A 13,596-nucleotide genomic window follows, 5' to 3' on the forward strand; every position below is an offset into this window, starting at 1 on the left:
ATAGCAAAAGAGCCGCACTTTCGATGCGGCTCTTTTTACTGAGATTAGATGCTAAAGATGGTTTGACGATAATATTGCAATTCGGCAATAGATTCGCGGATGTCATCCAATGCTAAGTGGCTCCCTTGCTTGCTAAACCCTTCAAGCACTTCCGGCTTCCAGCGACGAGTGAGCTCTTTCAGTGTGCTGACATCAATATAACGATAGTGAAAATACTGCTCTAGCTCAGGCATATGCTTGTACAGAAAACGACGGTCTTGGCCGATACTGTTGCCACAGATTGGCGATTTACCTTTCGGTACCCACTTTTCTAGGAACTCAATGGTCTGGCGAATCGCTTCTTGCTCATCAATTTTACTTTCACGTACGCGCTCAACGAGGCCACTTCCTGTATGAGTGGTAGTACACCACTCATCCATTTTTTGCAGTTCTTGCTCAGGTTGATGAATGGCAAGTACAGGTCCTTCAGCTAAGATATTTAATTCACTGTCTGTCACTATGGTGGCGATTTCGATAATTTTGTGTGTTTCTGGGTCCAGCCCAGTCATTTCAAGATCAACCCAAATCAGATTTTGATCGCTAAAGGACATAAATCGTTGCCTATTGGTTTTGTGCTAAAAGAGGTACTATACCCAAATTCCGATATCCAAGATAGATTGAGATACGTTCGTCAAATGGGTATCACTCGATAAATTAATCAACTGAAGTAGAGAAACGTGGCTAAAAAGAAAAAGCTAACCAAAGGTCAGGTAAGGCGTGTTCGCCATAACCAAAAACGCAAACTCAAGCAGGAAGAGACCGTCCAGTGGGATGAGTCTATGCTTGGAGGCAGTAAATCCGGCCTGGTTATCACTCGTTTTGGACAGCACGCTGACATCGAAGACCTCGAAAGTGGAGAAGTCCAACGCTGCAACCTACGCCGTGGGATTGAAACGCTTGTTTCTGGCGACAAAGTGATTTGGCGCCCAGGACTAGAATCGATGGAAGGTATCAGCGGCGTTGTCGAAGCGGTCGAGCCTCGAACTTCAGTATTAACTCGTCCAGACTACTATGACGGCCTAAAACCCGTTGCGGCTAATGTAGACCAAATGGTCATCGTGTCATCTGTGTTACCAGAATTGTCTTTGAACATCATTGACCGCTACCTAGTCGCGTCTGAAACGTTACAAATTGCGCCGCTACTGGTACTCAACAAAATTGACCTTCTCGAATCCGAGCAGTTAGCAGAATACAAATCTTGGCTAAGCGAATACGAGCGCATTGGCTATAAGGTATTGTTTGTCAGTAAACAAACTGGTGAAGGCATTGCAGAACTGGAAGCGGAACTGAAAGACCGCATCAACATTTTTGTTGGCCAGTCAGGGGTAGGAAAGTCCAGCTTGGTCAACGCCTTAATGCCACAATTTAACGTAGAAGAAGGCGCGGTTTCTCAAAACTCTGGTTTAGGCCAACACACCACCACCGCTTCCCGCTTGTACCACATTCCAACTGGGGGCGATCTCATCGACTCACCAGGAGTACGCGAATTTGGCCTGTGGCACCTTGAGGCAGACGAAATCACCAAAGCTTTCATTGAGTTTCGTCCCTATCTTGGTGGCTGCAAGTTCCGAGATTGTAAACATAATGACGATCCGAACTGCGCACTTCGCCAAGCGGTTGAAGAGGGCGAAATCAGCGAAGTCCGTTTTGAAAACTACCATCGCATTTTAGAGAGCATGGCCGAGAACAAAGCGAACCGTCAGTACTCACGCAATAAAAAAGCCGACCTGTAGCGGTAATTTTGTAAGCAAACGCGCGCAACAGCTGACATCGAAAAACAATTTCAGTAACATCTCGCGCCCATAAACTCGTCAATCGTACACATAACATTGGAATGAAACACAATGGATAAGATTAAAGTTGGACTGCAATACTGGATACCACAGCACGGCTTAACTCGGCTTATGGGTAAACTCGCCTCAGCCCAGGCAGGCGGTCTAACCACGGCCGTCATTCGCTGGTTCATTAAACAGTACAACGTCAATATGGACGAAGCGCTGCATTCAGACCCTAAGCACTTCAAGACGTTTAACGATTTTTTTGTCCGTGAACTGAAACCTGGAATGCGCCCTATTGCTGATGGGGATTCAGTCATCACCCACCCGGCCGACGCGTGTGTGAGCCAGTTCGGCCCAATTACCGACGGAAAATTGATTCAAGCGAAAGGTCATGATTTTTCTGCCCAAGAGCTGCTCGGCGGTGACGCTGATCTGGCAGCAGAGTTTGCAAACGGGGAATTCGCCACACTTTACCTTTCTCCACGTGATTACCACCGTGTCCACATGCCATGCGATGGTACATTGCGTCAGATGATTTATGTTCCTGGTGATCTGTTTTCGGTCAATCCACTAACGGCAGAGAACGTACCTAACCTGTTTGCGCGCAATGAACGTGTCGTGTGTATTTTCGACACCGCATTTGGGCCAATGGCGCAGGTGTTGGTTGGCGCAACGATTGTCGGTAGCATTGAACAAGTGTGGGCGGGCACTATCACTCCTCCACGCGGCAACAGCGTTTACAAATGGGATTATCCCGCAACAGGCGACAAAGCCGTGATATTGAAAAAAGGTGAGGAAATGGGCCGCTTTAAGCTCGGCTCGACGGTTATCAACTTGTTTGCTAAAGGTGCAATCCAGTTCGATGACAGCATGCAGAATGGTCAATCCACGGTCATGGGTACTGCCTATGCTCATGTGCAAACCCCATCATCCGAGTCTCAGCAAAGCTAAACCCGGTAACCGACATATCGCCCCGCTACTGCGGGGCTTTTTTGACCCAAAACAAAACTAGTCATACAAATTCAACTGTTTATCAAAAGTCTAGACTCGGTCGAAGACGCTGCCCTGTTTGTAAATTAATCTATAGCCTGATATTTGTTTGCAACAAGGCTGTTCTTACTATGCTCAAGATTGATTCTGGCGTTCTGATTAAGCTTTTAATCAGTTTCGGCCTACCGGTTGGTGTGCTATTTATGCCCATTGATTGGATTCCGATCGCTGATCTCACCTTAATCCAACACCGCTTATTGGCCATTTTTCTGCTCGCCGCCCTACTGTGGGTGTTGGAGCCCGTACCGGTATTTGCGACCTCGATTTTAATTATCGCTTTAGAACTGGTCATGATATCCAACAAAGGATTGCATTTATTCAGAACTCCACCCGAAGGTCACGACTTAGGGGAGTTGATGAACTATACCGATATCTTTAGCGCGTTTTCCTCTCCGATCATCATCCTCTTTATGGGCGGATTTGCCCTCGCGATCGCCGCTTCTAAATATGAACTCGACAACAACTTAGCCCGAGTGTTGCTCAGACCCTTTGGTCACCAGCCTAAATTTATCATGCTCGGTTTAATGCTGATCACCGCCGTGTTCTCGATGTTTATGTCAAATACCGCCACCACAGTAATGATGCTCGCGCTACTTGGGCCCATCGTCGCGTCAGCGCCGAAGGGGGATATCGGGATAAAAGCTCTAGTGCTATGTATTCCTATTGCGGCAAACACAGGGGGGATCGCCACCCCAATCGGTACGCCCCCCAACGCTATTGCTCTCCAGTATCTAACCGGAGAAAACAGTATCGATTTCTTGACTTGGATGATGATGGGTCTGCCCTTTGTTATTGTTCAGCTCACAATTGCTTGGTTCCTACTGCAGAAGCTTTTCCCGGCTTCACAACAAACCATGACCTTAAAGCTGGATGGCCAATTTCAAAAGAACTGGCGCGCGATTGTCGTCTACGTCACTTTTGCCGCGACAATCCTATTGTGGATGACCACCAAGGTGCATGGTATGAACACCTACGTAGTTTCGATCATTCCGCTCGCCGTGTTTACACTCACCGGTATTATGGGCAAGTCTGAACTGAAACTGATCAATTGGGATGTGTTGTGGCTGGTTGCTGGCGGTATCGCGATTGGTATCGGACTCGACAAAACCGGCCTAGCTTCAGCGCTGGCTCACGCGATTGATTATGAGTCGCTATCACCCATTGCCGTCGTCCTGACTTTGTCTTTAGTGTGTTGGATCATGGCCAATTTCATGTCCAACACGGCAACGGCCAACTTGCTGATGCCAATTGCTGCTGCGATTGGCGCGTCTATGGAGAGCTTAGTCAGCGTTGGAGGGTTGCAAGGCTTACTGGTGGTGGTCGCTTTCTCTGCTTCGCTCGGTATGATTTTACCGGTTTCAACGCCGCCTAACTCGCTAGCCTACTCGACAGGCTTAATCGAGAGCAAGGATATGGCGAAAACAGGCGTCATCATCGGTGTGATCGGCTTACTGATCGTCTATATGGGTACGCTCATCCTAACCTGACCCTTTCGGTGACCTCTTGTTTTTGACTTGAGGTCACATTTTGTTCAAGTACTTCATTGCTCCTACACTACAAATCCTAGTTTCCCTACATGGATCAACCCTTTACCTGTGATGTGTATATAATATCTGCTGAATAATAACAATAAGATCCGCTTCACTCATTCATGTGAACAATAACATTCAGCGGTACGTTTCCATTTGTCGCTATACAGCTACAGACAGGTGCTCCCAGCGACCGCTTTCTCGATTTATTGTCTCGTAACTAAAGGAAAGGCAATGAGAAATACCATCAAACTCAAAATGCAGGTTGCGATTGCAATCGTTATCGCCATCGTAAGTGGCGTTCAAGCTTGGATATCCGTAAGCCAACTCAAGAATGAAACCTCGGCCGCGCTAAACAGCGAAATGGCCAATGTCAGCCATGCGACGGCACGCTATATTAGCGACTGGCTAGACATACGCAGTGACATGATGCTGGCCAATGAAAAGGTCATCTCAGAATCAAGCGACCCACAGCGTGAAATGCTGGTCACCAAACGGGCAGGTGACTTTCTCTCTGTGTACGCGGGCTTTGAGGATGGCTCCATTGCCTATGGCGACCCAAGCGAAGACTGGCCAGCGGATTATGACCCGAGAACTCGCCCTTGGTATCAAGATGCAATGAAAGCGTCAGGATTAATCTTAACTGAGCCTTATCAAGACTTTGATGGCAGTATTGTGGTCAGCTTTGCCAAAGCATTTTCCGGACAGCAACCCGGCGTGCTAGCGGCCGATTTAACGGTCACCAATATCATCGACCAAGTCCTCAATGTCACCCTCGACAACGATGGTTTTACTTTCTTGGTCGACGGCAACAACAATATTGTCGCCTACCAAGATGAAAAGCTAAGTCAAAAGCCGGTGACGGAACTTAACCCTGTGTTGACCGCGAACAAAATCCAATCTCTGATCAGCGATGCCACGATTTCAACCATCAGCTGGCCTAATCAGGGTGACAAGCTGGTTTACATGATCAACGTCCCTTCAACCGATTGGTCACTCGGTATTGTGGTCGACAAAACGCTTGCATTTGCCTCGGTCAGTGAACAGATCCAGTTCACGGCATTGGCCTCTATCATTTTGTATCTAGTGATTGCCACGGTCAGCACTTACACCATCACTAAGCTGTTAAAGCCGCTTCAAGACCTTTCGCTTTCCTTACAGCAATTATCCAAAGGCGAAGGCGATTTAACCCAACGTGTTGAGATCAAACGCCGTGATGAGATTGGTGAAGTGGCCGAACATGTCAATCAATTCTTAGCCCAAATGCAAGCGATGATAAGCGGAATTATTCAGCATAGCGAAACCCTTGCGGCTCAAGCGATCCAAGCCAATCAACTCTCGCAGCAATCTTCTCATCAAGTCGAAGTGCAGCAAAATGACGTCAACCAGATCGCGACTGCCATTCACCAAATGTCGGCCACCGCCGCAGAGGTTGCAAGTCACGCAGAGCTGACCGCCAACGCCTCGCAGACCTCCTCCTTGGCCTGCCAAGATGGTCAACAAGTGATCCAGAAAAACCGCCAAGCGATCGTCGAACTGGCCGATCAAGTGACGGCAGCGGCTGGTGTTATTTCTGAGCTGGAAAATAACACACAAAGCATCAACCAAATCTTGTCGACCATTCAGGAAATCGCCGAGCAGACTAACCTACTAGCACTCAATGCAGCGATTGAAGCGGCTCGAGCCGGAGAACAAGGGCGCGGTTTTGCCGTGGTTGCCGATGAAGTCAGAGTACTCAGTCAACGGACCCATGGGTCAACAGAAGAAATTCGCAATATGATTGAAACGCTGCAGACCAATACCAAGCAAGCGGTCAACAGCATGCAGACCAGCACCTCACTGGCGGATACCAGCGTCAACTACGCTCAGCAAGCTGCAGAAAGCTTGGGCCGAATTACCGATGCGATCACTGAAATCAATGATATGGCGCTGCAAATTGCTAGCGCAGCCGAAGAACAACGCGCAGTGAGCGAAGACATCAGCCGCAACACACAAGGGATCAAAGACGCCTCGGACACCCTCGCGGGACAAGCGGTTCAAAGCAGTCAAAGCGCCGATAATATGCGCAATTCAGCTCAGACCATGCGTGAGGAGGTCGGACGCTTTAAAGTTTAAGGTTTGTTTTAACGTATTTTTGATGCATATTGTCAGCCATTATTGTTCCCTACTCACAAGGAAATCGTGTCGATGGGTTATGAATGGCTGGCACTGGCAGCGGCTTTTCTTTGGGCGGTTGCCAGTCTCCTCTCGGTGGTTCCTGCCCAACATCTTGGTACTTTTGCTTATAGCCGTTGGCGTATGGGGTGTACTTCGGTCATTCTTGGCACAATGGCGCTTGTGACTGGCGGCTGGTCAAGTGTTGAAACAACCGCGATTTCGGCGATGATGCTCTCGGGAGTGGTCGGTATTTTTATTGGTGACACGGCTCTCTTTGCCTGTCTCAATCGCATGGGGCCGCGGCAAGCAGGTTTGCTGTTCTCTTGTCATGCGGTTTTTTCCGCCATTCTAGGTTACTTCCTGTTTAGCGAAACCATGACCAAGCTAGAACTGCTTGGGGCCTTGCTGGTTTTCTCAGGGGTATTGACCGCCATTTTCTTTGGTCGTAAAGGCCAATCAGCCAACCAATTGGAAGCGGTAAAAGGCAATGTCTGGATCGGGATAAGTCTTGGTCTGGTCGCGGCACTTTGTCAGGCTCTGGGCGGCATCATTGCCAAGCCCATTATGCTGACGGAGATAGATCCTGTTGCCGCATCAGCCATACGCATGATGACCGCCTTCGCGGCGCATTGCTTGTTATTTATCAGTGGGGCCAAACTTGCTCGCGCCACCCAACCCATGACTATCAAGATATTCTCGATCACCGCCATCAACGGCTTTCTTGCCATGGCGGTCGGTATGACACTGATCCTCTACGCCCTCAAGCAGGGTAATGTCGGCATGGTCGCCCTACTCTCTTCTACCACACCGATTATGTTGTTGCCTATACTATGGGTCTACTCGGGCAAACGTCCCAACCGCTTTGCTTGGATCGGCGCCATACTAGCGGTCAGCGGAACCGGAATCCTAGTGGGTTAATCACTATCATATTAATAGGCACAAACCGGTTTATTTTTGTCTATCAGATGCCAAAATGGTGGTGTTTTGATCGTGTAACAAGGTGCAGTAAACACTCAGCAACCGTGAGCATAGTGAAAGATAACAACGATATTTCGCACACAATATTTGATCTTAACCTACAGTTTTGGTTACAAAGTGTAGTAAAATTACGCTAATTTTGTTTCTAAAGTTACTTTGAAATTTGACGAGGTCATCACTATGACAGCTAAGAAGCCAATGGCTCTAGTTATTCTTGACGGTTACGGACACCGTGAAGATACAGCAAGCAATGCAATCGCTAACGCGAAAACTCCTGTATTGGATAGCTTGTTTGCAAACAAACCAAATACTCTAATCTCTGCTTCTGGCATGGATGTTGGTCTGCCTGACGGTCAGATGGGTAACTCGGAAGTTGGCCACACTAACATTGGCGCAGGTCGTGTTGTATACCAAGACCTGACACGTATTACTAAATCTATCGCTGACGGCGAGTTCGCTAAAACGCCAGCGTTGGTGGAAGCTATCGACGCAGCGGTGAAAGCTGAGAAAGCAGTACACATCATGGGGCTGATGTCTCCAGGTGGCGTACACTCACACGAAGACCACATTTACGCCGCCGTTGAAATGGCAGCTGCACGTGGCGCAGAGAAAATTTATCTACACTGCTTCCTAGATGGTCGTGACACACCGCCACGCAGCGCTGAAGGCTCTCTACAGCGCTTCCAAGATCTATTCGCCAAACTAGGCAAAGGCCGTGTCGCTTCTCTAGTGGGTCGTTACTACGCTATGGACCGCGACAACAACTGGGATCGCGTTCAAGTGGCTTACGACCTCCTGACTCAAGCGAAAGCAGAATTCACGTACGACTCTGCCGTTGCTGGTCTTGAAGCCGCTTATGCTCGTGAAGAGAACGATGAGTTCGTGAAAGCGACGGCGATTAAAGCGGAAGGCCAAGACGACGCGGCTATCCAAGATGGCGATGCGGTAATCTTTATGAACTACCGTGCTGACCGTGCGCGTCAAATCACGCGTACTTTCGTCCCTGCATTTGATGGCTTCGAGCGTGCAGTATTCCCAGCGATCAACTTCGTAATGCTAACGCAATACGCTGCTGATATTCCTCTGGCCATTGCCTTCCCACCAGCGTCTCTTGAGAACACTTACGGTGAGTGGCTATCTAAGCAAGGTAAAACTCAGCTACGTATCTCTGAAACAGAAAAATACGCACACGTCACTTTCTTCTTCAACGGTGGGGTTGAATCAGAATTTGAAGGTGAGGAGCGTCAACTTGTTGCTTCGCCAAAAGTCGCGACATACGACCTACAACCTGAGATGAGCTCTGAAGAGCTAACAGAGAAGATGGTTGCTGCGATTAAGTCAGGCAAGTACGACACTATCATCTGTAACTACCCGAACCCAGATATGGTGGGTCACACTGGCGTTTATGAAGCGGCTGAAAAAGCCATTGAAGCGGTAGATGCCTGTGTAGGTAAAGTTGTTGCGGCTATCGAAGAAGTAGGCGGTCAGATGCTGATCACCGCTGACCACGGTAACGCTGAAATGATGGTAGACCCAGAAACTGGTGGTACACACACTGCGCACACTAACCTGCCAGTACCTCTCATCTACGTGGGTGACAAAGCGGTTGAGTTTAAACAAGGCGGTAAACTGTCTGACCTAGCTCCTACTATGCTGTCTCTGACTGGCCTAGAGATCCCTGCAGAGATGACGGGCGAAGTTCTGGTTAAATAAACCTAATCAGAATATCCCAACTTGAGTTATTGAGCCCGAGCCTATGCTTGGGCTTTTTTATGGACAAGCGTTCACAGGAGCACAAGTTTTGACTTTCCTCTTTCTTCTCGATCAAAGGTTTGGGTATACTGATTCCCTCTCAAGATGTTAGGAAAGCCTTGTTCAATGGTGGTGATTGCAAACCGGATACGCTCAGTAAGCAAAACATGTTTTGCTCTCGGACTGATACTTTCCGCCTGTTCATTAGCTCCTAGCTACGCTGCCAGTAATGATGAGCTCAAAGGTGTCAGTGGCGAAATATCACGCCAAAAACAGTCATTGTCGACACAAAAAAAGCAGTTAGACACGCTACAACAATCGCTGAAAAGCCAAGAGATCACGATCAATCGCTTAGAGAACGAAATTAAGCAAACCAAACGCTCTCTGGCTAACACCAATAGCAATATTGCCAATCTCGAAAACAAAGTGGCGCAACTGGCACAGAAAAAACGCCAACAAAGCGACAAGCTGGCCGAGCTGCTGCAAACCTACTACGTCACCCAGCGTGCCAAATCATCGAGTAAAATCCTTAACCAAGGCGTCGAAGAAGACCGAATTAGTCAGTATTTTCAGCACTTAGCCAAACAACGAACCGTGACTATCGCTGAATTAGAGCGAGTGGTAGCAGAACTGGCGAATAGCCGTGAACAGCTTGAGCTAGAAAAGCAGCAGATCACCACTTTGCTTACCCAGCAAACCCAAAAGCGCGATCAATTAGCCAAAGCGCAATCACAACGCAAAGGGACCGTGTCTAAGATTCGCCGCAGTATTTCAAATGACAAAGTGTATTTGTCAGAGTTGCAGCGCAATGAAACACGCCTCAAAGCAGAAATCGCCAAAGCGGCTAAACGCAATGCTGTACCTATGGATGGCTTAGCGCGACAGAAAGGCAAATTATCTTGGCCATTGAAAGGCAAAATCCTCCACCATTATGGGTCTCGCCAGACAGGGCAGATCAATTGGAAAGGCATGGTGATCGATGCCAATTATGGTCAAGCAGTTAAGTCTGTTTACTCGGGGACGGTGGTTTTTGCTGACTATTTACGCGGTTACGGGTTAGTGGTACTGCTCGACCACGGCAAAGGCGATATGACGCTTTACGGCTTCAACCAAAGTCTACTGAAAAAAGAGGGCGACAAAGTCACTAAAGGTGAAACCATTGCACTAGCTGGTGATACAGGGGGACAACCTCAGCCCTCGCTCTACTTTGAAATTCGACGCAATAGTAAAACTCAAAACCCGAAAAGCTGGCTAACCCGCTAACACTTGTCGTAGACTATTCCAAATTCGCGGCCCCCTGCCGAGTTCAATCCTTTAGTCGCGGTAGTACTGCTCGACCTCCTCAATAAATGCGCTTAGCTGCTGTTTCGGTAATGCATTGACCCCTGCAGCGGCTGCCCGCCCTCCGCCACTAGGAAACTGAGCACAAATATCCCCTGCACCTTGTTTGTTTTGCAAAGGTGCTCGTAGTGACACGGTGTAGGTGCCATCGCTATTCTCGGTCAATACCGCATGTGCTGAGTGTGGAGACCGATTGGCGAGCGCATTGCCATACACACCACTGACTCGTCGCGAAAAAGCCTGGTTAGGCAATTCAAAGACCGTCAACCTTTCACTTTGATAATGAGGCGCTATGGCCATCGCTTGACCCATATCGGTTTTAAACGCTGCAGACAATGCTTGAAAGGGGGAGTTGGGATCAGCAATAACCGCAAACGGATCATCATAGGCCAAAAGCTGGGAAAACAAGTTAGCGGGATCAAAGTGAAGGTCTGCTAACTTCGCGCCATAGCCGTTGTAGTTGATTAACGTACCCAGCTCTTTTAATTGCGCTTTTTGCTCTGCGCTTAATCCCGCCTCATCGGCCAACTGGTCGGCAGTGTCAATCAAGTTATCACCATACGCCGCCGTTATCGCCCATAGTCGATAACGACCATTAAGTAACTTATCGATGATCAGTGCGGTGCAGGTATTGGCATCGAGATCAATATGAGCCTGTAAGTGAGAGTGTTGAGGAATGTCGCCAGACTGATGGTGGTCGGCGTAAAAAACCTGCGCCCCTACCGCTAATATTTTTTCTAGTGCGGCTTTGTTCTTATGCATCGAGATATCTAGGACAACAACAGAATCGCCGGGCTCAACAGCCAATCTATCTAGCAAGTGGATATCGCGCTTAACCCCTGTCACCAAAGTTGAAACTTTCGGCTCAGCCAATCGCAGCTGTAGCAAAGCAATAATGCCGTCAGCATCGCCATTAAAAACGTCGTAGTGCATAACAAAAACCCATTAAAGTTGTTAGCAATACTTTAATGGGTAAGCCGACAAGGGACAATTTGAATTGGTTATATCTTAGGTAGTTACGCGTGGATCGCTTTCACACCGTCTTCTAACAACTGGAGCTGCTCTAGACCCTGCGTGGTGGCTCTCGGCTTCATAACCGAGATCATCTGTAACATGCCTTGGTGGATCACTTGCTCAGAAATTTGGGTTTTCGGCGACATTGCCGCCTGGTAACCCAGCCAGCTCGACGCGATCATATGCAGCGTTTTCACCAACGACTTAAGTTCACTGTCATCGACAGTCACGAGCTCCAAGCTGACGAAGGCACGCATAATGTTGATCAAGTTACCCTGCAGTTTTTCTTGAACTTTAATGTACTCGTCGTGTAAGTCTTCATCACGCTGAAGAATTTCAGGTAAGTTGGCGTAGAAAAAACGATACTTCCACATCAGAGTAAAAATCGAGTCCAAATAGCGCTTAAGTAATACTAAGCTCTCTTGCTGACCTTGAATTGGGGTAAAGCGTTCAAGTAACTCGTTAGAATACAAAGCAAAGATCTCACGTACGATCTCTTGTTTATTGCGAAAATGGTAATACAGATTGCCCGGACTGATATCGATATACGCAGCAATGTGATTGGTGGTGATATTACGCTCACCGTGCTGATTAAATAATTCCAGTGCGGCCAGCACTATCTTGTCGCGAGTTTTCATGAATAATCCGTATTCCCTAATCTATCTAACGGCGGTGGAACCATGAGTATAACCGATAATAAAAAAGCGCCTGGTCATATCAGGCGCTTTTCATTGATTACTCAGTTATTTGTGGTATGGCTTAGATAACTCGTGCACCGCTTCGACAAACACACCAGCATTCTCTGGTGGCACATCTAAGTGGATACCGTGACCTAAGTTAAATACGTGACCAGTTCCTGCGTCACCGAATCCTTCCAGGATAGTCGCCACTTCTTCACGAATACGCTCTGGAGAAGCATATAGCATGGACGGGTCCATGTTACCTTGCAGTGCCACTTTATCACCGATACGCTGAACCGCATCTTGGATGTTGATTGTCCAGTCTAGACCGACTGCATCACACCCCGTCGCGGCGATTTGCTCCAGCCACATACCGCCGTTCTTAGTGAACAGAGTCACAGGAACGCGGCGACCATCGTTCTCACGAATCAGACCATCAACAATTTTGTGCATGTATTGCAGTGAGAACAGATTGTAGTCGCGTGGAGTCAGTACACCACCCCAAGTATCAAACACCATCACCGATTGAGCACCCGCTTTAATTTGCGCGTTAAGATACTCAATCACACTGTCTGCCAACTTATCGAGAAGTAGGTGCAGCGTTTGTGGCTCGGCATACATCATCTTTTTGATCTTAGTGAAGGCTTTTGAGCTGCCACCTTCAACCATGTAGGTTGCCAGTGTCCACGGGCTACCTGAGAAACCAATCAAGGGCACATCACCATTAAGGTCTTTGCGGATCTGACGCACCGCGTTCATCACGTATTGCAGCTCGCCTTCTGGATCTGGGATACCAATTTTCTCGACATCGGCTTTACACGTGATCGGTTTATCAAACACAGGGCCTTCACCGGCAGCAAAACGCAGCTCCAGTCCCATCGCATCTGGGATAGTCAAAATGTCTGAAAATAAAATCGCTGCATCAAGAGGAAAACGGCGCAGCGGCTGTAAAGTCACTTCCGACGCGAGCTCTGCGTTCTTGCACAACGACATAAAGTCGCCAGCTTGTGCGCGCGTCGCTTTGTATTCTGGTAAATAGCGACCCGCTTGGCGCATCATCCATACTGGGGTGTAATCAACTGGCTGCTTTAGTAACGCGCGAAGATAGCGGTCATTTTTTAATTCAGTCATTCCGTTCTTCCAATTATTAGGCTTACTTTTTTATGGCGGGTATTCTAACACTGTTTGGCTCGCAAAAGCGGTGTGCTTTGCAACCTAGATCATGTTATTAACTTTTAAATCAGTGCTTAATTTGCACCCACCCAGTATCAGTGTTAA

The 13,596-nt window shown here is 48.1% G+C and carries 11 protein-coding genes; 7 read left to right on the forward strand and 4 right to left on the reverse strand.

Annotated features, from left to right (window positions below; translation table 11 throughout):
* Positions 1–44: 44 nt before the first annotated feature.
* Positions 45–590: an oligoribonuclease gene (gene orn / locus FCU94_RS12235; protein ID WP_176288805.1), complete on the reverse strand. Its 546-nt coding sequence runs from the start codon at positions 588–590 to the stop codon at positions 45–47.
* Between the two features lie 126 nt (positions 591–716).
* Between orn and rsgA the strand changes: the two genes are divergently transcribed.
* The 7 genes from rsgA (at position 717) to FCU94_RS12270 (ending at position 10,546) form a co-directional block, all read left to right on the forward strand.
* Positions 717–1,772, forward strand: coding sequence for a small ribosomal subunit biogenesis GTPase RsgA (gene rsgA / locus FCU94_RS12240; RefSeq protein WP_176288806.1), 1,056 nt, complete (start codon positions 717–719; stop codon positions 1,770–1,772).
* 111 nt (positions 1,773–1,883) lie between these two features.
* Positions 1,884–2,768 (forward strand): archaetidylserine decarboxylase, encoded by an 885-nt coding sequence (asd, locus tag FCU94_RS12245; protein WP_176288807.1) that lies wholly within the window; start codon positions 1,884–1,886, stop codon positions 2,766–2,768.
* 170 nt (positions 2,769–2,938) lie between these two features.
* Entirely contained in the window at positions 2,939–4,354 is a 1,416-nt protein-coding gene (locus FCU94_RS12250) for an SLC13 family permease (protein WP_176288808.1), read from the forward strand.
* 276 nt (positions 4,355–4,630) lie between these two features.
* Entirely contained in the window at positions 4,631–6,511 is a 1,881-nt protein-coding gene (locus tag FCU94_RS12255; RefSeq protein ID WP_176288809.1) for a methyl-accepting chemotaxis protein, read from the forward strand.
* 72 nt (positions 6,512–6,583) lie between these two features.
* A complete protein-coding gene (locus tag FCU94_RS12260) occupies positions 6,584–7,471 on the forward strand; it encodes a DMT family transporter (RefSeq protein WP_176288810.1) in 888 nt (295 codons plus the stop codon).
* Between the two features lie 240 nt (positions 7,472–7,711).
* A complete protein-coding gene (gpmM, locus tag FCU94_RS12265; protein WP_176288811.1) occupies positions 7,712–9,244 on the forward strand; it encodes a 2,3-bisphosphoglycerate-independent phosphoglycerate mutase in 1,533 nt (510 codons plus the stop codon).
* Positions 9,245–9,409: 165 nt separating this feature from the next.
* Complete coding sequence (locus FCU94_RS12270; protein ID WP_176288812.1) at positions 9,410–10,546, forward strand: murein hydrolase activator EnvC family protein; 1,137 nt, start codon at positions 9,410–9,412, stop codon at positions 10,544–10,546.
* A 51-nt stretch (positions 10,547–10,597) separates the two neighbouring features.
* On the opposite strand, the gene FCU94_RS12275 is transcribed toward FCU94_RS12270, so the two are convergent.
* The 3 genes from FCU94_RS12275 to hemE form a co-directional block, all read right to left on the reverse strand.
* The gene (locus FCU94_RS12275; RefSeq protein ID WP_176288813.1) at positions 10,598–11,557 is read right to left on the reverse strand and encodes a DHHA1 domain-containing protein; all 960 of its coding nucleotides are present in this window, start codon (positions 11,555–11,557) and stop codon (positions 10,598–10,600) included.
* An 83-nt stretch (positions 11,558–11,640) separates the two neighbouring features.
* Positions 11,641–12,276 (reverse strand): TetR/AcrR family transcriptional regulator, encoded by a 636-nt coding sequence (locus FCU94_RS12280; RefSeq protein WP_176288814.1) that lies wholly within the window; start codon positions 12,274–12,276, stop codon positions 11,641–11,643.
* 105 nt (positions 12,277–12,381) lie between these two features.
* On the reverse strand, positions 12,382–13,449 hold the full coding sequence (gene hemE / locus FCU94_RS12285) for a uroporphyrinogen decarboxylase (protein ID WP_176288815.1): 1,068 nt from the start codon (positions 13,447–13,449) through the stop codon (positions 12,382–12,384).
* Positions 13,450–13,596 lie beyond the last annotated feature (147 nt).

It is taken from the genome of Vibrio sp. JPW-9-11-11 (assembly GCF_013369335.1).
Classification (GTDB): domain Bacteria; phylum Pseudomonadota; class Gammaproteobacteria; order Enterobacterales; family Vibrionaceae; genus Vibrio.